Annotated in this window: 22 protein-coding genes; 10 read left to right on the top strand and 12 right to left on the bottom strand. The window is 34.8% G+C overall.

Annotation, left to right across the window (positions count from 1 at the left end; all coding sequences use genetic code 11):
• Positions 1–1,237 precede the first annotated feature (1,237 nt).
• Positions 1,238–2,368: a Ycf66 family protein gene (locus F6K27_RS09500; RefSeq protein WP_287277143.1), complete on the bottom strand. Its 1,131-nt coding sequence runs from the start codon at positions 2,366–2,368 to the stop codon at positions 1,238–1,240.
• An 811-nt stretch (positions 2,369–3,179) separates the two neighbouring features.
• On the opposite strand from F6K27_RS09500, the gene F6K27_RS09495 reads away from it, so the two are divergent.
• Together F6K27_RS09495 and F6K27_RS09490 are read left to right on the top strand one after the other, a co-directional pair.
• Positions 3,180–3,383 (top strand): hypothetical protein, encoded by a 204-nt coding sequence (locus F6K27_RS09495; RefSeq protein WP_124146171.1) that lies wholly within the window; start codon positions 3,180–3,182, stop codon positions 3,381–3,383.
• A gap of 92 nt (positions 3,384–3,475) precedes the next feature.
• Positions 3,476–3,775, top strand: a complete 300-nt coding sequence (locus F6K27_RS09490) for a DUF6464 family protein (RefSeq protein ID WP_124146172.1) — start codon at positions 3,476–3,478, stop codon at positions 3,773–3,775.
• A 194-nt stretch (positions 3,776–3,969) separates the two neighbouring features.
• Here F6K27_RS09490 and F6K27_RS09485 read toward each other — a convergent pair whose 3' ends face one another.
• From F6K27_RS09485 to F6K27_RS09475, 3 genes are all read right to left on the bottom strand, one after another.
• On the bottom strand, positions 3,970–4,533 hold the full coding sequence (locus tag F6K27_RS09485; protein WP_287277142.1) for an NUDIX hydrolase: 564 nt from the start codon (positions 4,531–4,533) through the stop codon (positions 3,970–3,972).
• 372 nt (positions 4,534–4,905) lie between these two features.
• Entirely contained in the window at positions 4,906–5,439 is a 534-nt protein-coding gene (locus F6K27_RS09480) for a hypothetical protein (RefSeq protein WP_287277141.1), read from the bottom strand.
• A 481-nt stretch (positions 5,440–5,920) separates the two neighbouring features.
• The gene (locus F6K27_RS09475; protein ID WP_287277140.1) at positions 5,921–7,420 is read right to left on the bottom strand and encodes a site-2 protease family protein; all 1,500 of its coding nucleotides are present in this window, start codon (positions 7,418–7,420) and stop codon (positions 5,921–5,923) included.
• A 49-nt stretch (positions 7,421–7,469) separates the two neighbouring features.
• Here F6K27_RS09475 and F6K27_RS09470 point away from each other — a divergent pair, with 49 nt between their 5' ends.
• From F6K27_RS09470 to F6K27_RS09460, 3 genes are all read left to right on the top strand, one after another.
• Entirely contained in the window at positions 7,470–8,138 is a 669-nt protein-coding gene (locus F6K27_RS09470) for an MBL fold metallo-hydrolase (RefSeq protein ID WP_287277139.1), read from the top strand.
• Between the two features lie 869 nt (positions 8,139–9,007).
• Positions 9,008–9,472: a hypothetical protein gene (locus tag F6K27_RS09465; protein WP_287241430.1), complete on the top strand. Its 465-nt coding sequence runs from the start codon at positions 9,008–9,010 to the stop codon at positions 9,470–9,472.
• Between the two features lie 66 nt (positions 9,473–9,538).
• The gene (locus F6K27_RS09460; RefSeq protein ID WP_287277138.1) at positions 9,539–10,096 is read left to right on the top strand and encodes a glutathione S-transferase family protein; all 558 of its coding nucleotides are present in this window, start codon (positions 9,539–9,541) and stop codon (positions 10,094–10,096) included.
• Positions 10,097–11,678: 1,582 nt separating this feature from the next.
• Here F6K27_RS09460 and F6K27_RS09455 read toward each other — a convergent pair.
• Positions 11,679–11,816 carry a photosystem II reaction center protein K gene (locus F6K27_RS09455; protein WP_124146178.1) on the bottom strand — a complete coding sequence of 46 codons (138 nt, stop codon included), beginning with the start codon at positions 11,814–11,816 and terminating at the stop codon, positions 11,679–11,681.
• A gap of 256 nt (positions 11,817–12,072) precedes the next feature.
• Here F6K27_RS09455 and F6K27_RS09450 point away from each other — a divergent pair, with 256 nt between their 5' ends.
• A complete protein-coding gene (locus F6K27_RS09450) occupies positions 12,073–12,714 on the top strand; it encodes a class I SAM-dependent methyltransferase (RefSeq protein ID WP_287284167.1) in 642 nt (213 codons plus the stop codon).
• Entirely contained in the window at positions 12,711–13,739 is a 1,029-nt protein-coding gene (locus F6K27_RS09445; RefSeq protein WP_287277137.1) for an alpha/beta fold hydrolase, read from the top strand. The genes F6K27_RS09450 and F6K27_RS09445 overlap by 4 nt, the downstream gene beginning before the upstream one ends.
• Before the next feature lie 150 nt (positions 13,740–13,889).
• On the opposite strand, the gene F6K27_RS09440 is transcribed toward F6K27_RS09445, so the two are convergent.
• The gene (locus F6K27_RS09440; protein ID WP_287277136.1) at positions 13,890–14,078 is read right to left on the bottom strand and encodes a hypothetical protein; all 189 of its coding nucleotides are present in this window, start codon (positions 14,076–14,078) and stop codon (positions 13,890–13,892) included.
• Positions 14,079–14,679: 601 nt separating this feature from the next.
• Here F6K27_RS09440 and F6K27_RS09435 point away from each other — a divergent pair.
• Positions 14,680–15,762 (top strand): saccharopine dehydrogenase family protein, encoded by a 1,083-nt coding sequence (locus F6K27_RS09435; protein WP_287277135.1) that lies wholly within the window; start codon positions 14,680–14,682, stop codon positions 15,760–15,762.
• A gap of 394 nt (positions 15,763–16,156) precedes the next feature.
• On the opposite strand, the gene F6K27_RS09430 is transcribed toward F6K27_RS09435, so the two are convergent.
• Positions 16,157–16,786 (bottom strand): DedA family protein, encoded by a 630-nt coding sequence (locus F6K27_RS09430; RefSeq protein WP_287277134.1) that lies wholly within the window; start codon positions 16,784–16,786, stop codon positions 16,157–16,159.
• Positions 16,787–17,277: 491 nt separating this feature from the next.
• Here F6K27_RS09430 and F6K27_RS09425 point away from each other — a divergent pair, with 491 nt between their 5' ends.
• Complete coding sequence (locus F6K27_RS09425; protein WP_124146183.1) at positions 17,278–17,625, top strand: STAS domain-containing protein; 348 nt, start codon at positions 17,278–17,280, stop codon at positions 17,623–17,625.
• A gap of 164 nt (positions 17,626–17,789) precedes the next feature.
• Here F6K27_RS09425 and F6K27_RS09420 read toward each other — a convergent pair whose 3' ends face one another.
• The 5 genes from F6K27_RS09420 to F6K27_RS09400 all read right to left on the bottom strand — a co-directional run bounded on the left by F6K27_RS09420 (position 17,790) and on the right by F6K27_RS09400 (position 22,124).
• On the bottom strand, positions 17,790–18,347 hold the full coding sequence (locus F6K27_RS09420; RefSeq protein WP_375339357.1) for an Npun_F5560 family protein: 558 nt from the start codon (positions 18,345–18,347) through the stop codon (positions 17,790–17,792).
• Positions 18,348–18,824: 477 nt separating this feature from the next.
• Positions 18,825–19,190, bottom strand: coding sequence for a 30S ribosomal protein S6 (gene rpsF / locus F6K27_RS09415; protein ID WP_287277133.1), 366 nt, complete (start codon positions 19,188–19,190; stop codon positions 18,825–18,827).
• A 119-nt stretch (positions 19,191–19,309) separates the two neighbouring features.
• Entirely contained in the window at positions 19,310–19,783 is a 474-nt protein-coding gene (locus tag F6K27_RS09410) for a Tic20 family protein (protein WP_287277132.1), read from the bottom strand.
• Between the two features lie 919 nt (positions 19,784–20,702).
• Positions 20,703–20,900, bottom strand: a complete 198-nt coding sequence (locus F6K27_RS09405) for a hypothetical protein (protein ID WP_287277131.1) — start codon at positions 20,898–20,900, stop codon at positions 20,703–20,705.
• Positions 20,901–21,257: 357 nt separating this feature from the next.
• Positions 21,258–22,124: a methyltransferase domain-containing protein gene (locus tag F6K27_RS09400; RefSeq protein ID WP_287277130.1), complete on the bottom strand. Its 867-nt coding sequence runs from the start codon at positions 22,122–22,124 to the stop codon at positions 21,258–21,260.
• A gap of 575 nt (positions 22,125–22,699) precedes the next feature.
• Between F6K27_RS09400 and F6K27_RS09395 the strand changes: the two genes are divergently transcribed.
• Entirely contained in the window at positions 22,700–24,031 is a 1,332-nt protein-coding gene (locus tag F6K27_RS09395) for a TrkH family potassium uptake protein (RefSeq protein ID WP_124146189.1), read from the top strand.
• Positions 24,032–24,349 lie beyond the last annotated feature (318 nt).

Raw genomic sequence — 24,349 nt, 5'->3', positions numbered from 1 at the left:
AAGAGGAAATTCTCTGATTCTCATTCCTATAGCAGGGAACAGGGAACAGGGAACAGGGAACAGTAGGAAAAACATTTCCCTGTCTAAAGATCATTATCAAAATCATAAGGGTCGCGCAACCCCGCCTTGATTGGCGCAATATTTTTGGAGAGTTGTTCAAATCCCCGTTACAAAAATAACTTTTGACTTCTGAGTTCTGAGTTCTGAGTTCTGACTTCGTTAACAGTCTATGTCCGCACCCCATCTGTCTATTGCTATATTTGGATAGAGACTTGACCTATCGTATCTCCATCTTGGACTAACGACGCTTCCAATCATCAGTTCACAAATATTAACCCTTTCGACCTCCCTCGCAGGGATTTAACCTAGATAGTTTAGTTATTACCTGCTTTTTATCCCGCTTCACTAATTCGAGCGCCATTCTCTTTAGTGGGGATAATGGATTCAATCGAACATCTCGATGCTAGGACTTAAACCTAGAAACTCTCTACAGTTGTAGTCGATCTAAAAAAATCAACCCAGGTCATCCCCTGCTCCTAGAAGCAGTTTCGACCTAACGAATCACACTACCTCCTGCCCATTTTAAAAAAGGTCTAGCTACTGAATTTTTGCTCACTCAAAAACCTCTATAAATCTAAGAAAGAAAATTATATAGCAGGGAACAGGGAACAGGGAACAGGGAACAGAGAACAGTTGGAAAAACATTTTCTAGTCTAAGATTCGTCATTAATCTATGTCCTAACCAAATCAGGACTTATATCATGTCCGTTTGAATAATTAGACTTTGGTGGAAGGAAGGCAGGAGGCAGGAGGCTTTAGTTATCTAGGATAGCAGGAGGCAGAAGGTTTTCTCAAGAGTGTCACCTTAATTTTATACACGCTCCGATGCTACCGGACATGATATTACGCAAATTAACTTTTAAAGTACCATTTGTAGGGGCGAATGGTATTGGCGTTCCGCCAAGCTCCGAATGGCGCCCTCGCTATATGTAGAGTCTCTGCGCAAGTCCTACAAATTAAATGTTTGTAGTGCGGACATCTTGCCCGCGATGGGTGTATCTCACACTTAGTGGAATCTGCTGTATCAAAAGCTTAAAACTCAGACAATGCCAGATTTTTCCTTATTCCTTCTGCTATACAATCAAAAAACAGGGAATTGGTCTGCTATTTTCCCTGCCAATTCCCTCAATATTTTGTATTTGTTATTACTGAGTTCTTAGTCTGCAAAATTGTAACTTTACGGATCTACTGACTTGTCTGTACTATCCTTTGATAAATCTGATTCTAAATTCTTATTTTCAGATTTTTCCTCAGAAGAAATGGAAGTACCTTTTACTTCCAATTTTTCACTATCTTGAGTAGTTATTTCGTCTGATGACACCGAACTATCTTGAGTTTCAATACTTTGTGTATTAGTCTCTAAAATAGATTTTTCGGCATCCGTAGATGTCGCCTTTATATCTGAAGATAAGGTTGATTCTTCCTCAAGTTCTTCCAAATTCATCTCTTTTTTTACATCAGATACAACAGGTGCTTCTTTCTCTACTAAAAATTCTGGCTCAGGTGAATTTTCTTTTCCATCACTAACTAATTTATCAACTTCAGAAGTAACTTCTTCACTAGAGGCTAATTCTTCTGTCTCAACTTGATTTTCTTTGGATACTAAGTCAGAATTTGTATCTGTATTTTTACTATCTTTACCTTGAATTGCATTTTTAATATTACTCAATAGACCACTAACAGGTGTCAATAACTGAGAAAAACCACCACCTTTTTTAGATGAACTTTTCTGTGAATTCTGGGGTGTTTCTGAAACATCTTTCGTCGTATCTGTTATGACATTTTGTTCTGCCATATTTGTAACTGCATCTACCTCAGAATCTTTTGTTATATTGCTTGAATCTAAAGTAGTTTCAGATGATACTAATTCAGATTCAGTTTCCGCAGGTTTAACTTCATTTTCTTCCTCTTGAATAGAGGTAGCTATTTCCGTAATATCTGATTTTGAGATAGTGTCTACTTCTTCTGTAGATGGTGCTTGAGGAACAGTAGTTGATTGTTCTTGAGTTTTATCTTTAGTACCTTTCTGAGTAGATATTTTTGTTTGCTCTGCTACTGGAGTAACTTGGCGACGCAATGTCAGGGTTTGCCAACCAAAATAACCCAATAAAGCTACACTTGCCATTTGACCCAATAACACTGCACCTGTAATTCTACCTGCACAGAACCATAATACTAAGGCATAGAAAAGACCCACACCACTCCAGATAAAATCATTTTTTCGATGGACTTCTGGAAAGAAAAAGGCCACCAGATATAAGGCTAAACTACCAAGACCAACAGTTAAGGCCAGTATTTTTGTCAGCATAAGTTGATGTACTCCCACTATATGTTTGGTATATGGGCTAATTTTATCGTTCAATAACTCCTGCTATAGCAGAAGGAAGAAGAAAGAAGGAAGAAGGAAGAAGGAAGAAGGAATTTGGTTATCTATAGCGCTACGCAAATATGTTAGGACATTCATCTATTTCCTATTCCTATCTTGGTCAGCATTCCCTTGGGTATGTCGCACCTCGGGGAGTCGCACCGTTGTTCCCTTACAACTAAAATTTATTGTCAAGCGCCAAAAGACGTAGTGCTATAGGACAGACAGGATTTACGCAAAATATTACATTATACGCCATTTGTAGGGGTTGACAGCGGTTAACCCCTACTATATTTGGTGGTTATACGTAACTCCTAACATAAGGAAGAAGTAGAGAAGACTTTATTCATCTAGGAAACAAGGAAAAATCTGGCGTTATCTGAGTTTTAAGCTTTTGATACCTTCTAACCTTGTGCTTAGACTGCTATAACTTCTACATTTTTAACTTCAACCGCTCGGAGTGGACTAAATAGGGATATGTCGCCAGAGTCTTCCCAGCTTACATCTGAATTATTTGAACTAATTGATCTTGATTTATTAATTAATTAAACAGTGATTAAACTCACGATTTTACCTACTTTCAAGTCACAGACAATTAGTAAGTTTGTTTTGTAATATTTACCTAAATAACATGGGAGCATGAAAGCCATCTTCTTTTAAGCGATGGATGAAAGGTGACTCGTCGGATTTTAATCCACGGTAGCCTTAAGACTAATTGTTCTATATTTTAAGTAAAATTAAATTTAGGTGTGAGATGTGGGAAAAATTTTGGTTAGCAGTTGCTGTTACTTTATCTTTACATATATTTGCTGGGATAGATTTATCTGATATTAAATTGCCCTTTACTTCTCTATCTCCTGTGGTTAAAGCAGACAGTGAGATACCCGATACATTATTTGTGGAAAAAAATTTTCCATCTTCAAATCTAACAAATATCAAGATTTTGATTAACCGATAATCTAAATTTATTGCTGCAAAAAATAAATAATTTTCATTGATATTATTTGCAGCAGTAGAGTAATTCTGAAGTCGCAATAAATTAGAATAAATGTGTTTAAAATTTTACTAATTTTTTTGATAGGTATGACTCCTTGGATAGTTTCTTTGTGGATACTGCACAAGTTTAAAGCACGAACTAGAGAAAGACTTATGTCTATTAGATTGGCAGTAAACTATACAGGAATACCAACTATATCTAGTCAACCAGAACAACAATATATTGAAGGATTAGGATATATAATAGGAGACCTAAGTTGTAAGTTCAATGCTAGGTCTCCCCTAATTCGTTGTGCTGTTAACCCTTTCGGTCCATGTAAGGATTGTTCTGATTATAAGTCCATAGATACCTAATATTAATAATTTAATACCAAATTCATTTCTAAATTCCATAGAATAATATCTCGATTGGGGTTGACTGTAGATTGAGATAGACAAGTTAATAAATTTCTTCAAGAAGGGAGAAGGAAGAAGGAAGAAGCAAAAAATAATTGTGTGTCACCTCAAATAAAATTTTTATCAGACCTAACACCTAATTGTGTGCCACCTCAAATAAAATTCGACTTGTGCAAATATTCCAATCCTAAAAATATTGCTGCTACAGTTCCAGAAACACTTATTTCTCCTATCAATACTCTCTCAATAACTTCATCGACAGGTATTAAAACTACTTCAATTTCTTCTGTAATATCAAGTTTTTGTTGCTGAGATTGGATAACATTTTCTGCTATAAATAAGTGAATATAATTTGTATCTTTAACCGGATTATCATATAAAGTTGTTAATTTAATTAATTTCTCAGCAACATATCCAGTTTCTTCAGTAAGTTCTCTACTAGCAGCTACTTCAGGAATTTCTGCTTGAGGATTAAAAGCACCTGCAGGTAGCTCTAATAAAACTTCTTTGACTCCATGTCTATATTGACGGACAAATACAATTTCTTGTCGAACAGTTACAGGAAAAACAAGAGCAATATCTGGTCTAACATTAACAAAAAAATCATCTATAATTTTGCCATTCGGTAATTCAACTTCATCCTGTCTTACCTGACACCATTTATTATTAATTACTAACCTAGATTGTAAAAGCTTCCATTTTTTTAAATTAGTCATAAATCAATAGATATGAATAACCATTTAATCAATTCAACTAGACCCAGAAAGGATGCAGTGGACATGGCAAGAACCCACATTCCGCACCACAAAATGTAACATCAAAATATAAGTCAAAAGTAAGAAATAAGAAGTAAGAAGTAAGAAATAAGAAATAAGAAGAAAATTATAGTGGTCAATAGGAGTCAAGGATTCAGTAAGTATTTATGCTGGCATATTTAACTGAGAATTTGACTCCCGATCGAGGTAAATGAAGATAATTTATATAGTATAAATACTTAAGCAAGCTACGGATTTTATACTAATTTTCATGTGACAAATTGAAGTGCCGAATGTGGGCAAGAATATCAAAATTCTGATTACATCCGATTTTTAGAGATTATCTGGCAGTAACTCTTTAAATAAATTATTTAACTCTTGAGGATGAATCGGAGAAAGTATAGCATCATCTAAAATAACAGCAGCTCCAAAATGTCGATTGTGTAAAATTTCCCAGTCAATAATAGTTAAATGATTGCGTGTCATAAAGGGCAGTTTTCTATGCCAATGTATCTTCATTTCTAATACTGACCCCCCACCTTCTCTCTCTGCTAACGAAATTGGTTCTGTTTTGTCAAACTCTCCGTGGGGATGAATAATTAATATAGCTAATTTCCCAATTTCATTCCTTTTACTGTTGAGATTTTTCTGTAAATCTAAAGCTAATTTATCGGCTGATTTTTGACTTTGCCCTACGGTAATTTGCAAATCATTTTGTGCAGACAAGCTAAATCCTGAGAGAATATTTTCTGCATTAGCTACAGGTAGATTAATGTTAGGTATTGCAACTGATAATAAAATCAAAACTATAGCCAATATGAGATAATTTACCTTGTTAATCATTGGTTTGAAGACAAAATAACGCATAAATAAATAAATAAAAGCTGAAAATTGAAATAAGTCCTAGAAATTTATAGCATTTTTAAATAAGATGTCAAACAACTGTTGGTTATTTTTTGACATTAAAAAGTCCCGGAAACCTTTTTGCCGAAAAATTGTGGTCTAAAGCCTCCCCTTTTAAGGGGATAAAAAAAAGATAATTCCGTATTTCAAGCCTCCTTATTGCAGAGGTACTGATAACTGATAACTGATAACTGAAATGACACCGATGTTTTTCTTTTATTTTATCTATCAATTTCTGCTGTATGTTTTTCTCGTTCCAACTTAAATACATTATCTTCCAGATTAAGTGGAATTAGTTCTCTAAATCAATCATTTAACTCTTATACCAATTTTATGTGAGAGTAGGTGTTAGGTCTTAGGTGTTATACCAATTTTATTTTAGGTGGCACACAATTATTTTTTCCTTCTTCCTTCTTACTTCTTCCTTCTTCCTTCTTCCTTCTTCTTAAAAATTTAACCACTGTATTACCATCTTTGGTGCAGGCAATAAAATCATTACCAATAAACCTAGCATTAATAATCCTAAAAAGTCGCGTTTGTCATCTAATTCACTAACATCATTCAAAGCAGGTTCATCAGCAAGAGGCATTAAAAATAAAAAGATTGCTAGAAATAAAAATTCCTGATTTATAAAAGCTAATAGTAATAACAAAAACCGAGAAATTTGACCAATAACCATACCAGTTCGTTGCCCAAACATTGCGTGTACTATATGACCGCCATCAAGTTGTCCAATAGGCATTAAATTATATGCAGTTACTACTAAACCTACATAACCTGCTACTGCTACTGGATGTAAATCTATGCCTTTGTTATAAGTTAATTCTGTACCTAATGCTAATTTACTTAATACAGCTAATAAAAAAGAAAAAGTGGGATTTAAAGAGTCTATCGATAATATTCCTGATTCCTCAGATAAAGGAACTATGTTAGAGTGAGATAAACCCCAAATTAATAGCGGTATTGTAACTACTAATCCAGCAATTGGACCTGCTATACTAACGTCAAATAGAGATTTACGATTAGGTACGGGACTCTGCATCCGAATAAATGCTCCAAAAGTCCCTAAGAAAAACGGTACTGGAATGAAATATGGTAGAGTAGTACGAATTTTGTATAAATGAGCTGTTATGTAGTGGCCAAACTCATGTAATCCTAGAATCAGGATTAGAGCAACTCCATAAGGTAAACCCTGGATTAATAAATTAGGGTTAGATTGTATGGCATCTTCAGAAATACCAACTATTTCTCTAGCTCCTACTAAAGTAGTGGTGAATAAAGTTATGAGCAATAATCCTAAAGCCAAGAGTACAGGTTTTTGAGACTCCTGAGAAATCTGAGTTTCGTCATTTTTGCCACGGGGGTTAGGAACTAGAGCAAAAAAAGGTTTACCTTGAAAGCTATTTTGAAATACTACTAGGAAGCGATCGCCAAATGTTCCTTCTATATTTTCTGTTACTGTTTGATACGCTTTTTCAGGGTTTGAGCGTAACTGACCTCGACAAATAACTGCTTGAGGTCTAAATTCAAGATTCCTCAGATAGTAAACTGTCCAAGGAAAACAATTTCTCAGACTAGCTTCTTCTGTTTTATCTATTGTTAGTTTAGGTGGAGTTTGATTGAGAGTTTGAGTAGGAACTATTTTTGGTTTAGTCTGGGAATTACTATTATCTTTTGTGGATGGATCTGATTCTGACTGACTAGGTTGATGCTGTCCCCATTGCACTAATAACCAGTATAAGTAAGGACAGAAGATAAAGGGAATGATAATTAATCCTGGTGGTAGTTGCTTTTCACCATAAATTAACATCCAAGTTGTCCATATTAAAGCTGGTGTCATCATTACTAGCCATAATATCCAGATTGGAGTGCGGGTAATTTTACTTACGCTGCGTTGTAACATGAAGTATGTCATCAACCCTAATAAAATCAATAAAAAGAGCATAATAGTTTAATGAGTTCAGTTTATTTTTAATTAATCTAAGAATACTGCTTTGACACAACAGCCTTTTGTCTCTAAATCTCCCCAGTTTGTCCTAGAAAATATTTTTGCTTTTTCCCCAAATCGGGATACTTTAGGAGGAACATCTTATTTTATTGTAGATAATCAGACCAACATTCTCATTGATTGTCCTGCCAATATTGAAAATAATCAAAAGTTTCTCTCTCAACATGGAGGAGTAAAGTGGTTGTATATTACTCATCGTAGTGCTATTGGCAAGGCACAAGAGATTCAAAAAGCTTTCAACTGTGAGATTCTGATTCAAGAACAGGAAGCGTATTTATTGCCCAACCTGAAAGTAACAACCTTTGAGCAAGAATTTAGTTTAAGTCAACATATTACTGTTTTCTGGACGCCTGGTCATTCTCCTGGTTCGTCTTGTTTATACTACTCGGAAAATGGTGGGGTCTTATTTACAGGCCGTCATTTATTGCCTAATAGTCAAGGGCAACCTGTGCCATTGCATATTGCTAAGACTTTTCATTGGCCTAGACAGCTTCAGAGTGTTAAATTTTTGATTGACCGATTTTCACAACAGACTCTACAGTACATTTGTCCTGGTGCTAATACTGGTGCTTTGAGGGGTAAGCGAGTAATTGAGTCAGCTTATGATAAGTTGACATCTTTGGATTTAGAAGTTTTTTCTGGGGTTAAACCATAACTTTTAATCGGTTGCTCGGATCTGTTCTATTACCGAATAATTAAGGTTTAAAGCTTCTCCTTTAAAGTAGCAGTCAGCACTCAGCTATCAGCAGTCAGCTTTTCAAGGTGTATAATGGGGGTTTGAATCCCCCATAAAAGGCGCACCACTAATTTTTTCCAATAAGCGTGGGGGACTTAAACCCTCGAATTTTTAGCGCTCCAGCTAAATGCTGGCAAGCGGAGCATTCCGTAAGGAAAATCTGATAGCTAGTGCTGCTACGCGGAAGTCAAAAGTCAAAAATAAAAAGTCAAAAGTATTGATTGGTAAGGCTTTTAAGATTTTGTAACTGGTTAGTTATTTCTGCCATCCTGCACTAGTTAAAGGGGAAAAAAGCCGTCGAGGGATGGCTAGGTCTCCTCGACATATCCAATCGACCAAGAGAAGAAAAAATTTTCACGCTCCGCGTCAATCTTCTTCTTTTCAAGCAGAGGTAATTGTTAATTATTAATTGTTGAACAGTTGCTCGTCATTAGGTAGGAAAAAAGCTTGATCTAGTAACCTTTTAGCAATTAGCAATTCCAAAAATTTGTAAATATATAGCACTACGTCTTTTGATTAGGAAAGTAAATTTGGGTTTTAAGGGAACAGGGAACAGGGAACGGAGGAATGTCAAGAGGGTATTTGTGTAGAGCTATACCAATTTGTCTCCCTGTAGTATCTAAATATATTTTTAGTAGGAAAATAGCCCATAATAACTTACATAAGCTTATTTTTACACAAAATTTTGGTTTGCTCAATTTTAGTATCAGATTTTTTTGAGGAGTTAGTTACCTGAGTTGGTAAAATTAAGACTTATGTATCTAAAGAATTAAAAATTAGAATAGCTTATGGCAACTGTTTCTGCTTATCCTAATGCCCCAGATTTATCTACTGATGACTATTTGGTTATTGGTTTGGCAACCTGCTTTATCAAGGAAGATGGTGAAATTTCTCAAGTAAAAGTTGTTGAACCAATACCCTCAGCAGCTCTCGAAGCTATTGTTAAAGGAATTCCTACTTCATATCAAATGGCTTGTGGGACAACTTTGGGTGCAGTTTTATCTGGGGACACACCTCTACTACCTCAAGATTTTCCTCCGGAAGCTCAATTCTCTGATAATTTTGCCTCAAGAGCGATCGCTACTACTCGTACATATAAAATTCACCCAGAAGTTAAATCTTTAGTTCCTCTGGGCACTCGTCGTGATGATTTGAATTATTCTTTGGAGCGTAAACGGATACTAAATGCTGAAAATATTGTTAGTTCAGAAGACAATGTGAAGCAACATGAATATACTCACAAAGTTCTTTAATGTTTCTGTTGATTTACTTAGGGAAAATTGTGGAAGTTACAGTTCTGAAAAATTAGGTATATAGCCGTGCTAAAACTTTATGGTAGCGCTCGTAGTCGAGCATCAATTGTTCTCTGGTATCTTGAAGAAATAGAGGCTGATTATGAATTTATTAATCTCGATATGCAGTCAGAAGAGCATCTCAAATCAGATTTTTTAGAGATTAATCCGATGGGAAAAGTTCCTGCTATTGTTGATGGAGAATTTAAACTTTGGGAGTCAGGAGCTATTCTGTTATATATTGCAGAAAAACATGGCAAAATGCCTGATTCTTTAGAACAGAAAGCTGAAATTTTTCAGTGGGTATTGTTTGCTAATTCTACTCTCGGAACGGGAATTTTTGTAGAGGCAAGTCGTGAAAAGGAAACTCCTCGTTTATTAACTCCATTGAATAAAATTTTTGAGATTAAACCTTATTTAATGGGTGAAAAATTCAATGTGGCAGATGTAGCAGTCGGTTCAATTTTAGCCTATATTCCCATGATGTTAAAGTTGGATTTAAGTTCTTATCCTAATGTTTTGACTTATATTAAACGTATATCTGAAAGACCTGCTTTCCAAAAGACAATTGGTAATCGATCTTAGATTTATCTAAGTTTTTTTTACCCACGATAATCAAATAATTTTCAAGTAAGAAGTATAGCAAAAGGAAGAAGGAATAAGGAAGAAGGAATAAGGAAGAAGAAGGAACCGAAGTTGGAAAATATTACCGAAAAATTGTGGTTTAAAGCCTCCCCTTTTAAGGGTATAAAAAGAAAAAAAATCCTTTTGACCAATCCTCTTATTTATAATAACAGGTAATTCTTAATTCTCAATTCTTAATTCTCAATTCTTGAAGTTGTCTGAGTTTATAGCTATCAATATGTCCTAACCTTTCCTTTGACTGCTATAAGTAGAAATAAAGACATATAACAATTAGGAATCAGATGTGATAATTTTATTGCTTTGGTATTTCCCATTCCCTGTTCCCTGTTCCCTATTCCCTAAAAATCTACAATAATCTCACAACTCAAATAAGAGCGCTATAAATCAAGAAAAATAATCAGTGTTGCATATTAAATTGATAATTAGTAATAGCTAATTTTCAATAAGCAATTAATTATTCCCTAAAAGTCATTTTATCCTCCTACAATGCAACACCAATTTAGCTTATATTCCCATGATGTTAAAGTTTGATTTAAGTTTTTATCCTCATGTTGTGACTTATATCAAACCTATATCTAAAATACCTGCTTTCCAAAAAACAATTGCTAATCGGTCTTAGATTTATCTATCTAAGTTTTTTTTACCCACGATAATCAATCAAATGATTTTCCAGCAATAAGTAAGTAGAAAAAAGACATAAATCAAGAAAAATAATCAGTGTTGCATATTAAATGGATAATTGGTAATAGCTAATTTTAAATAAGCAATTAATTAGGGCTTGCTGATTAAATATAAAAGCATTGATATATAAAGGTTTTAGCCTTTTTGGATCCTTAAAAATTGCGCCTGTTTCAGTCTAAAATGCTCAAAAAGGAGCGTATTTTAGGTGCATAGTGGGGCAGAACAATGTTGGGACAAAACTTAGCTCCTACCTCCTTGCTCATTCCCATTTCTCCCCTCCTGGGAGGGGCGAGGGGTGGGTTGTCTCCTGTATTCCCCTCCTGGGAGGGGGAGGGGCGAGGGGTGGGTTTTCTCCTGTCTCCTGTCTCCTACCCCCTACTAAAAGACTTTTTCAGCAAACCCTAATTATTCCCTAAAAGTAGTTTGTCAGCATTCAGTCGTCAGCATTCGGCCATCAGCTATTGCTTTTAGTTTTAAATAAAAGCTTTACTAATTGAGTCAGAATTAAATCTAACTACAAAAGCTGGCATTAAAGTTAAAGTCTATATTCATTTAAACCCCCTCCTTTTACTGAGAACTGACAGCTAATAGCTGTTTACGCAGCATTCCGCAGGAAATGCTTACAGTAGTTTTATCCTCCTATGATGCAACACAAAATTACCTTGGAAAACAAATTATCTATCTTATAGATGAGAAACCTAAATTTTTGTTTATAGGTTTATTGAACTTATCCTATTAATACTGGTTAAAAAAGTTAGCTATCAGCTTCCCAATTATTATGCCTAATAAATTCTGATAAATAATTAGAATGGTAACTGATAGCTATCTTTAAGATTAATCTTTATTTGAAACCAACTGCTGCTTGCCACACAAAAGCTAACAACAAGAAGAAAACAGGAATTACTGGTAAAACATCAACTAACGGGTCAAAAATAGAGTAAGCTTCTGGCAGTTTTGCCAATAACATTGTTAATTCCATAAAATCTACCTACCTTTTTCACAAAATTTTTATGATATTTAGTATATCTTAACCTGAGCAATTAACATCAAAACTTATCTCCTCATATCTAAATCTCAACTAATGGAAATATTGGTGTTGGTAAATCCAGTAATTAATATCTGAGGGACAAAAATATTTCAAAACTTCAGATAGTAAATGAACGGCAGGCTAAAATATTTGAGCATTTCTACGGACTAGGAATAGCACAAAGTTTTAGGATTTAATCTAAAGTAGAATGTCTACTATTAATAGAATATTGAATAACAAAAGAATGTCTGAGATAGAAACAAACCAGTGGTTAAAGTGGATCTGTTCGAGTCAAAATATTGATGAGTTAGTGGAAAACTACGACCAATGGGCAGATACCTATGAGACAGATATTGAGAGATTTTGGAAACCAGTGCCTTTAGCAGCGTCACTTATGCTTGCTCAATATGTGGCCAATAAACAGGACACAATTCTTGATGTTGGGGCGGGAACAGGTCTAGTTGGTGTGGCCTTAGCTGAATTGGGATTTGAACAAATCATAGGTATGGACATATCACCTAGTATGTTGACCAAAGCAGCAGAAAAAGGCATATATAAATCCTTAGTTTGTTGCTTTATAGGTGATGAGCAATTCAGAAACTTAGAGAGGGCGAGTGGTATTGTCGCTACAGGAGTATTTGCGGAAAACCATGCTGGTTCAGCAGAACTGAATCAACTTCAAGACAATATCAAGTCTGGAGGTGTGTTGGTTTTCACGGCACGTCAGAGTTTCTTGCCTAAACTTGAGAAAGTCTTAAACCAACCAGAATGGACTCTTATTGATTCCAAAGTAATGCCGATTTACGATGATCCTATTAATCTTTTAGCCTACAAAATTTGTCAAAAATGAATTCAGAATTGAAAAGACTTGAGCAAGTTAATCAAGAGTTGGCAACATCTTCTAATCTAAGTCGTCGTGAACTGCTTGAGATGAAAGTTATTCAAGAGAGCCAAGAATTTGTTCATCGAGTCGGTGCTACAAACGAACCTAAACAAAGTCTGCCATTCACGAAGTTATATCTACCGATGGCCTTCACAGGTATTTTAGAGCCAAATAAGTTAGTTGATGATACTCATCGTGCAATTCAGATCCTATTACCTGGTACTGGAACGACCTTTTCTGTTGCTGAAACACTATGTGATGTTGCAGGTACTTTTCATGGGCGAAAAAGCAAAAACCGTGGACGTGGGCGTAAAAGTAACCAAAGCTTACTAACTGAATTACTACCCGATGGTGAGACATTCCGTGTAGCATCTTTTCCTACTGACCTTCCTCTCAATGGTATGGGTTCAGATGCCCCATTTGAGTTTGCCAGCGAGCAAGGTCTAATGATCATGCTTCGTCATGTCCACCTGGTTTTGTCACGACTTTATCCCGATCGCCCAGTTTTTATTGCTGGACGTAGTCAAGGTGGTATAGCTGCCATACTTTATGCACAACATTATGATGACTTAGCTGGGGCAATTGCAGTTAATCCCCCACACCCAGACCCAGAGTTGTTCCAGTTTACGGTTCAATATTTGGAGGATAAAGCCGAAGTTTTGGCCGACCTTCTTCATGCTCCTGGTGTTACTTTGCATCCTCGTAGTTGGGAAGCTTACAAGACTTTTACTCCTGAGTTTAACTATCCATCTAGAACATCCCTATCTCCAATCCTAACTTTGGTTAGCTTGGGCGATCCATTCAACTTGTTTCCCCAGTATGCTCATGCACTGAAGGAATTTGCAGAAAATGACGAAAAATGTCAGTTACATATACTTGATGCAGGACACAATCTTTGGGATAGAAAATCAGAAGATACATATCGAGAAGTAATTCGTTTGCAAACTCAATTCATTTTGAACCAGATGAAATATGACTTTGCTCTAGCTTGAATGCTATGGGAGATAAAACAGACAGATAGTATGATAATCTAAATAACTTAGGCTTGTTAATTATAAGAAAGGTATGAACTCAAGTAATTAGAAGTTAATAAAACATGAAGTGAATTAGGATAAAAGAATAAAATTTTGGAGGAATTACTTTCACATTTTTATTACTATGCCAATATTTTTTAGGTCTAAAAAATACTCATCAAGAAGATATTGAAGTCCTTTAAACTGTTCAGCGCGGTGGCGTTGCTGAATCAAGGGATGAATATTTTTTGAACGGGTAAATCTCATCCTTAATACTTCATACTTCTTTTTTGCCCAAGCATACAATTCGTCCCACAAATATGCAACGCCGGGGGGTTAATCATCTTTAGGTTAAAAGAAAACCTTATTTATCATTAAAATTAAATCGGAAGCTATTGAATGGGAAGAAATAATTTTTGATCGAATGGAAAAATTGACTAAAAAAACATTAGATGTTGAAGTATATCTAAATTTGCATAGCTATTTTAACCATAATTTACGATCTATAGCAATGAGCGCTGGTATATTTACAAATTGCAGGAGATGCCCAATAGCTAAAAGTCTTATATTATAGGCAATTTATCCCCCCTGTTGCCTGTTGCCAGATGAGCTGTTGCCTGCGCACAGCGCTATATAAAAATCTTTATCTGTGATTAGCTATTTTTTGCTTTAGTCAAGATATTCACTTCAAATGTATAAATATTGTCTCGTTGTTTTAAAAATATTAATTTCAGGTTGCCGATCAAATAGTAAGTTACTAAAAAAGCATTAGATGTTTAACTCGTTTTGAGAAATTATTCGCCAGTAAGTGTATATTATTATGTTTTCTACTACCCTACTCCTCCACTCAAGAAAACATAGAAAAGTTTTTGATATTTGGTATTAAATATTTTAGGAAATCCTCAAACAATTAATAAGTATGTATCAAGTCACAATCTTAGGAACAGGAAAAATTGGATCGGCGATCGCCAAGCTCTTACATTACAGTGGAGATTACAGCATACTTGTTGGAGATATAGATTCTAGAGCTTTAGAAAGCTTAACTGAATTTTTGCCAGTCAATACTTTTGTCATAGATGTGACTGATGAAGTTGCTCTTGCAGAAAAACTAAAAGGCCAAGATTGTGTTATTTCTGCTTGCTCCTATGAGGTTAATCCTATCATTGCTCGTGCTGCTGCCAAAGCTAGAGTTAGTTATTTCGATCTAACCGAAGATGTGGCAACTACTAATGCAGTTCGCTCCATTGCTGAAACAACTCCTGATGGTTCGATTTTCGCACCCCAATGTGGACTTGCTCCAGGGTTTATCGGCATCCTTGCTCATCATCTATGTAGTGGTTTTGAGAAGCTTGACGAAGTAAAAATGCGTGTTGGTGCTCTACCCCAATATCCGTCTAATATGATGATGTATAATCTCACCTGGTCTACAAAAGGTCTGATTAATGAATACTGTAATCCTTGCGAAGCTATTCATAACGGTCGTAAAATTGAGGCAATGCCTTTAGAAGAGGTAGAACATTTCTCTGTAGATGGGGTAAATTACGAAGCATTTAATACTTCTGGCGGCTTGGGGACTCTTTGTGAAACTCTTGAAGGCCAAGTGCGTACTCTCAACTACAAGACCGTGCGTTATCCAGGTCATCAATATCTGATGAAATTTTTAACTTGTGAATTGGGTTTAAGCGATCGTCGCGAACTCCTGCAAGAAATATTTGAAAATTCCATTCCTATTACTAAGCAAGATGTAGTAGTTATTTTCTGTACTGTAACTGGTTGGAAAAACGGCTATCTTCAACAAATTAGTGATGTCCGCAAGATTTATCCCCTCAATTTGCATGGAGAAACCTGGAGTTCTATCCAGCTTACAACTTCTGCTTCTGTTTGTGCTGTCTTAGATATGTATCTCCATGGGGAAATTCCACATACTGGTTTCCTCAAACAAGAGCAGATTAACCTAGATGCCTTTCTTAGAAATCGTTTTGGTTGTTATTATAACCTGTAACTGTTACAGGATTTTTGCTCCTAATTAACAATGGTTTCCACTTGTCGAGTTTGATATTTTTTAGACCGTAAACTTTGTGAGTTATACCATTTTCAAAAAATACTGTTACAGTGCTTTATTCTGTTAGTAGGAGTTTTGAGATTAATACTGTAGCGACCTTTTTTGAATTTGGTATTAAACTATATTCAAGCATATTTTTCGTGACATCCTCTCTAGCTATTAGGCGCGGAGATCCCTACTAAAATTATAGCTCTTCAGTGAGTTGGCGTTTTGATGGCGCAAAGCTTCTGCTAAAATCGGATGCTGCGAACTAATACGGTAGTCCTACACTTTCCTCTGCGTCCGTTTAGAGTTTCTGAGTGGCCCTCGGCAGCTAATATTAAACCTTAAATTATCAACCTGTATTTTCTTTTCCTTTCTTCAAAGACTCTAACCCAATAGGAATTAAAATCCAAGCTACCACTAGTACCAAAGCAGCGACACCAAATTGTGCAACCCAAGATACTAATTTTTCTAGAGGTACAACTTGTCCCAAAAAGAAGGATAAACTGACCATTGTCAATGCCCAAATAGTCGCTCCACTAGCATTGCATAATAAAAATTTCCAGTAAGGCATTTGAGCAATTCCCGCCAAAGGGCCAGCAAAAATCCGTAGTAACGTAATAAATCGACCAAAAAATACTGCTTTAGCTGCATTTTTACTAAACTGATTTTTCGCGTCTATCAGTTTTTCTTCTTTAATCCGAAATATTTGACCTAACTTCAACATTAATGGCCAGCCACCATACTTGCCAAGCAAATATCCACAACTGTCGCCGAATACTGCACCTATAATTGCACAGCTAAGTACATATCTATAAAGTAATTCCCCACTACCTGCAAGGAACCCACCTACGAGTGTAACTGTTTCTCCTGGTAAGGGAACTCCTGCATTTTCGAGGGCTATTCCTAAAAAAATGGCTAGATAGCCGTATTTATTGGCAATTAATTGAATTGTTTCTAATGATACAAATTCTAGGGACATTATACGGTAATCTTTAAGCGAACTTGATCAAATTTATCATTTTTTTATATTTTATTGCCAAATAGTGGCTTGTAAAGTCTGTAAAGATGGTTTTGAGGGGTAGCCAATCTCAAAAAGCATTACCCAAAAATTCTGCCTGACAAAAATCTATCCATCATTTCAAGGTTGATAGACCAGTAGTTATATCTAAACGGAACTTATTTATTACTCAAGCAATATTTATAGATTATAGAGAACTAATTGATGTACCCAAGAAGTATTAAATATATCACAAAAGTTAACAACTTGCACTATAATTGACAATAATTACTGTCAATTTTGTATTTTATACAGGGAACTCTATTTCTAGTAAAGTGAATTTCCTGAGTATCATTACAACTTCTGGATTGTTGATAATTAGGGTGTAATGAATTATCTTTAATCTAAAACAATTTATATTTCAGAGCAAAGTAAAAAATTATTTTTTTTCTTTTTAATTAATGGTGATACCTATGAAAGCTATTGATGTCAGTCAACATATTATTCTCATTCCGAATCACCGCTTAGACTTAGCTGGAGCAAATGTGATTAAGCAGCAATTCATATCTCTACTAGAAAAAAACTACAATCTTTGGATTATTGATATGGCCAATGTGGAGTTTATAGATAGTTCTGGTTTAAGTGCATTAGTTATTGGTTTAAAAAAGGCTCGTGAACATGGCTGTAATTTAGCTATCTGTAACCTTAACCCCACAGCTAGATTGGTTTTTGAAATTACTCAGTTAGATAGGGTTTTTCAAATTTTTGATAGTATTGATGATGTTTTTTTAGATTCTCATGGAAAATTAATAACAGCTTAAGTTAAGCTGATTTTTAAATTCTCGGCTCAGATGCTAAATTTAATAGTAACTGAGCCGTTCTTACAGTAGTTCACTAATTATAAAAATACTATTCTCTTGAGATAAAACTTGATAATAATGCTAAGATAGAATATCATACCTATCTCAGCAAATATTTACTTAAATTAAGCATTTCCAAACGTCGGCATCTCTACAGAAGAACCTGGTTGTCCCTGACCAAAAGCAGGTAAATCTAGGCCATTAGCACGACGATTTCTAACTGCTAGACGATAACTAACACTTTGTAACTCTGCATGAAGTTGACGGTTTTCCTTTTGCAATATTTCCACTTTTTCAAGTACTTCTGCAAGTCGTTCGGAGAATTTTTGACGATAGACTTCTGGTAGCTCTTGTACTACTTGTTCTAACATTTGGGAGCGGTCTGTTAACTCTTGCACAGAATGACGTAAATTATATACTTCTGCATCTCGTTCAGAGATTTGTTCTTGATAAAAATTTACTTGTTGTTCAACTTCATTGAGTTGTTCCTTTAAACTTTGCATTTGAGATTGGTAACTTTCAGGAACTGTTGATGTTGGTACTATACTTGTATTTCCCTTAACTAATCGAAAAAGTTCTTGAGACAATTGTTGAATTAATTGGTCTCGCATTTGTAATTCTTCGTTAAGACGAGATACTTCAAGTTGAAGTTGTTGTGAATTTAACTTTTGCATCTGCTTCACTTTAAGTTTGCTCCTAATTATTCAGTAGTTCCTATATAACTTATATTTTATATTTAGAAATAGTATAGCTCTATAGCTAATATAATTAGACATCTCCAATAATAAAAAATAAAATCAATTATCCCACAGAAATTATCAATTCTTTCCCCCTACTCCCGACTCCCTTTTTTCTGGAGATGTCTATTGATAATGTAAAGGAAATAGGAGAGGAGTCTCCCCTATTTAAGATGCTCAAGTTCTACTTTTTTGTTAATTTGCCTTTTTTGGGTTAATCAAAACTCTCAAATTTGTTAGTCCAAATAATTAGGGTGCATCTCAATGCAAGAATAAAGCCAAAAAATTATCGCTTTTAGGCAACAGGCAACAGCTCATCTGGCAACAGGCAAAAGAGAATAGAGAATAGGGAATATATAGGAAAAAAGTATTTTTGCAAATATTGAGATGCACCCAATAATTATGTGCTGCCGTGAAACATTACTATTCCACTGCTGCTAATGGTTCTGGTCGTTCTTGAGTATCTGGTACAGTAGTATCTGGTGTAGTATTTTTGGGTACTTCCTGTTTAATCGTTAAGTAACGAATAACCTCTTCACTCAAACGCATTGCCCTCTCCAATACAGCTATTTGAGTCGGAGGACCTTGATAATTCATCTGAACATATGTACCTTCTCGATGATCGTTGATCTCATAGGCTAAACGACGCTTACCACGATGTTGAATTTCTATGTCGTAAGCGCCCTGCTCCTGCAATAAATCTTTATATTTTGCAATTTCTTGTTCTACCTGTTCTTCATTCAGGTCTGGACGCAGGATATACATTGTTTCATAAATGAATGGTTTCATGGAAATAATCTCCTTTCGGACTACATGGCTTCTAGCAAATTTATGCAGAAGCAAGGATCTTTTATCTTACAAAATTTTCACCACAAAGACAAAATAAAGGGTGTGAGTGTGAAAAATATTTAGCGCACTTGCATATAAACAGCTTCAGAAATAGTAGGTATTTCTGCGTAGCGTCCCATGACTGATTGAACTACTGCATAGATAAATGATGCTAGAATTCCGATGAATATCATATTAGAGAGAGTTTCCAGAATAAATCCTCCTAAACTTGCTCCCAAGATTTGCAGAATTAGACCACACAAGATTAAAATAATATCCAGTAAAATTGCTTGCATTGTATTGAAACGAATAAAGTGAGATATATTTTCATTTCTCACTACGAACAAGAACAGAGCAAAGAAAACTATTAAGCCAAAGAAGGGTATACCTCTATAAATCTGTAACAAAGGGCTAAGAAGAACTGGTATTATCTGTATGGGAGGGAACTGTTGGAATAAATATCTGCCATACACTAACCCATCTAGCAAGGGTAATAGATAAGGTAAGCTAGCAAAAATTCGGTCTTGAACAGTTGTAGAACCGCGCCAATTCATTGTAAAATACTCCTGAGTTTGATGATAAGTAAGTAAATATAAATTCAGGATAGCGCAGTAGTTAGATAACTTCAGCCCTGGATCGTATTTTGTGGCCTAAAAAATCACTAAACTTTCAAATTTTCAGTAATTTTAAGAAAAAAATAAAAATACTTTCTTTCTTTGGGAAAAAGTCAAAGGTCGGCCTTTCCTTACTAGGACTCAAGTTTCAAGCACAAGTGCCTAGTTTTTCACTATAATTAGGTAGATAGTCACCATCTAAAAAATGATACAATAGAAGCAATACTTGTATTAGTCTACCTGTTGGTGCCTCTAAAAATATTATTCTATATTCTTCAAATAAGTAGTCCTAAATAATTGATCAAAAAAACAAAAAAGTAGATAATTAAAGTGTTAAGTGTTTAAAACTGTGTTTTGCTCAGTAATGAAGATATTTTCTACACAACTCAAATCTGAGCGAAATATTTTGTTTACTTTTAAGATACATTTAAATTATTAGCTTCAAGGTTAAATGCACTATTTTAATCTACTTTTAATTTTCATCCTGACTATAGTGTTTTTATTTGAAATCTAAATCTAGATAGAGTTTTTTGTTGTAAAAAAAGCGCACCTAACAAGTACCCTATCTCCTGGTGTTTGCTACTAACTATATTAATGCTGTTTTTCCTCCTTTACTATTCCCTGTTTAATAGTACTTGGTTTTCACTTCCCAGATAAAAATGCTATATCAAACTAATAATTTTTTGTAATTATATGAAATCCGGTTATACAATTATTGCAAAACTACCTCCACTCAATGTAGACATTTCACGGAATACCTCTAGATAATTGCCATGCTCAATTCTTCTTTTCTCCTGACTCGCTCTTCTTAACTCCTGACTCCGAGGGCTATACGATAAGTAATTATCCGGATTCTATATTATTCTATACTGGCAACGCGGAAACCCATTTGACACTCATACTGATCTGCTTGAGTATCTGATAACTTAGGAACTGGATGACCACAACGTAATTGACCACCTTTCCATCGGGGTTGACCACTTCTATCGGCTAACAAACAACTGTGACAAACTTGTTGAGGAGCAACTAGCTGATTTTCCATTAAAATAACTAACATAAATTACACCTCCAGGAATATCCCATATGGTGTATCTATTGTAAGCGATGATTATAGCAGAAGTAGGTATATTGCTACAGAAATTAACATTTACTGAAGATGCAGTGATGAAATCAGCTTATGAAGTCAAAAGTCAAAATTTAAAAGTCAAAATTTAAAAGTAAGATTTTAACTTTTGAGTTAAAAATTATGGGATGAAGTCAAAATTTAAAAGTAAAAAGTCAAAAGTAAGATTTTATAGGCTCGAAACTTTAATCTCATAGTAATTTCAGGAAATTATTTCATATCTACATATCTAAAAAAGTATGAAAATTTTGACTCACTTCCACTGATTTTAACAGAATTTGTAGTAATCAACTATTTATTCCCCCGCACTAGACCAAATTTTATTAATCCTCGTTCATATCCACTACTCATTAACTCCAAGGAAAGGGCAGCTTGAATTGTTGTCCAACCACTAAAGAGTAAGTTCATAATTACTTTAGGGTCAAAAGCTGATTCGATCACAATATTCCAGAAGGGAGCAGCAGCAGTTGACCAGTCAGCAGTGCAGATATTTTGAAAGCCGACATTTTGGGCGATCGCTTCATATTCTGGCAAAGAAATAACATAAGGCAGAGCATAGACGCGATATATTTCGGCTAGATGTCTCCTTTCATCGTCAGTTAATTGTCCATCGGAGCTACCAACTGGACGATGACACCAAGTAGCCATAATTATAGTTCCACCTGGTTTGAGGACTCTATAGCATTCTTGCAAGAATTTCTGTTTATTAGGCATGTGTTCTCCACTTTCGAGAGACCATACCAAGTCAAATGATTCATCGGCAAAGGGCATTTCTAAAGCATTTGCCACTATAAAATTAGTAGTTTGACTTAAGTTGGCTACATCAGCTCGTTCTTTAGCTCTTTGGGCCTGGACGGGAGAAAGGGTAATGCCAGTGGCAGTGGCATGAAATTTTTCGGCTAAGTACAATGTACTACCGCCTATACCACAACCGACGTCCAGGATCGAGGTAGGAGGCCAAAAATTTGATTTTTCATTTAATGCTCCCCATTGAAGTAGTTCTTCAATCATGTCTATTTGAGCTTGTCGTCTATTTTTTTTCTGCTTACCATCTTGTCCATAATAGCCATGGTGCATGTGTTCGCCCCACGCTTGTTCCCATAGACTGGAGGAAGCATCATAGAATTGTTGAATCTGTTCGATTAAGTTTGAGGTCATAATTATTAATCAATTAAGATTGAGGATTTATTTTCCTGGACTATTATATAGCAATCATATTTCAGTTGTAAGATTTTAGTAGTAATTAGGAGTCAGGAGTCAGGAGTCAGGATTAAGAATATAAAAGGATTTTGATTGCTATTAATTGTTATTAAATATCTCATAAATTATTCCTGATTACTACATAATTTAACACAAAATTCAAAGGTTTAAAATTATTATTTTTCTAAAAAAAAATTAATTGTTTGTAATTTTAGATGTTAATTTATGCCATTATTAATGTGAATTACTGTAAGCATTTAGGTGTCAGCTAGTCTCCTACTGAGAAACTATGTTAACAGCCATCAGCTATTAACTTAATTGCCCTTTTTTGAGGAATCAGAGTTGAAAGATTTAATAGAATTAAAAGTCTGAAATAAATTAGCTACTTGCTCACGACTCAATATTACTCAAATTCTTAAACTACTAATTTCTGAAAGCTGACCGCTAATGGCTTAATGGTTACGAATTAGTATAAGTTATTTGTGATTGAAATAACTCGCCTAAATTTTAAATATACATACTAAAAATTTGAAATGAGTTTAGCTAGAACTGTATGTAAAGGTTTTATTGCTGTTATTATTATTGGTGCTATATTACTCATGTTACCTATTTCTGTGAGTAATGGAAATTGGAGTCATCCTGTAACTGCTTTATTCACAGCAACTTCTGCTGTTTGTGTGACGGGACTTTCTGTTGTGAATGTGGGGGAATATTATTCTTTTTGGGGGCAATTATTTCTATTGTTATTGGTTCAAATTGGAGCTTTGGGTTATATGACTGCTACAACTATTCTTTTGTTGTTGCTTGGTCGTAAATTTCGTCTGCGGGAAAAAGTGGCTCTTCAGCAATCTTTGGAACAAGTAGGATTGGCTGGTGTAGAACCTTTAATTAAGTCGATTTTGGCTACAACAATTGTGTTTGAATTGACTGGTATTTTGTTGCTTTTGTTTGTTTTTGTTCCAAATTATGGGTTTAAAGAAGGTCTTTGGTATTCTGTTTTTCATAGTATAAATGCTTTTAATAACGCTGGTTTTAGTTTATATGCAGATGGGTTTATTAAGTATGTCAAATCTCCGTTACTAAATTTTGTGATTACTGGCTTGATTATATTTGGAGGATTGGGTTATCAAGTGATTATGGAAATATATTTATGGCTGAAAAGTTGTTGGAAAAAAGAGCAAGTTTTTCACACTTTTTCTCTACATTTTAAAGTGGTTACTAATACAAATATTTTTTTATTAATTTTTGGTATTATTACTTTTTTTATTGCCGAATTTAACAATCCTCAGACTCTAGAAAATTTTAACTTAGGGCAAAAATTAATTGCTGTTTGGTTTCAATCTGTTACTACTAGAACGGCGGGTTTTAATACTATTGATATTGGGAATTTGACTGATGCTGGTTTATTTATCACGATTGTTTTAATGTTTATTGGTGCTAGTCCGGGTAGCACTGGAGGGGGTATTAAAACTACAACTTTTAGAATATTATTGAATAGTACAAAAGCAGCTTTACAGGGTAGGGAAGAAGTTTTATGTTATCAACGTAAGATTCCGGTTATAGTTATTATTAAGGCTATTGGTGTGGTTTTTGCCTCAGGTTCATTAGTGGCGATCGCTACTACTTTAGCTGCTTTTGCTGACCCAGAATTAGAGTCAATTCAAATTTTATTTGAAGTTATATCTGCTTTTGCTACAGTTGGTTTATCTACGGGAGTTACTTCTAATTTTACAATTCCCGGGCAATTAGTATTGATTTTAACTATGTATATAGGTAGGGTGGGTGTCTTACTATTAGTGTCTACTATTTTTGCTGAACAAAATCCTAGTGCGGTTCAGTATCCAGAGGAAAATTTATTTGTATAATTTTTGAGTTTTAGGGAGTAGAGAGTAGGGAATAGAAAAGAAGAAAAATAACTTTACCTTAGTAACTTGAGAAACCCTATATTGATGCTAAAGTTAAAAACACAGCAAAAAAACTAAGAGAACAAATTTAGTTAGTTGTGAAAAATTTTTCTCAGCATTGGTAAAATCTGAAAATAGATATTTTGGAGGCAACGTTATTTTTGCTATTTATAGCAATGTGCGCTGGTCTATTTACAAATTACAGGAACTTTCCAATAGCTACAAGTCTGATATTATCAGTTTTTTATTATCCCTATTGCCTGTGGCCTGCGTGCAGCG

Source organism: Okeania sp. SIO2F5, from assembly GCF_010692685.1.
Taxonomy (GTDB): domain Bacteria; phylum Cyanobacteriota; class Cyanobacteriia; order Cyanobacteriales; family Microcoleaceae; genus Okeania; species Okeania hirsuta.
Note: the sequence above shows the minus strand (reverse complement) of the source record. Positions and strands in the feature narration are given on the sequence as shown.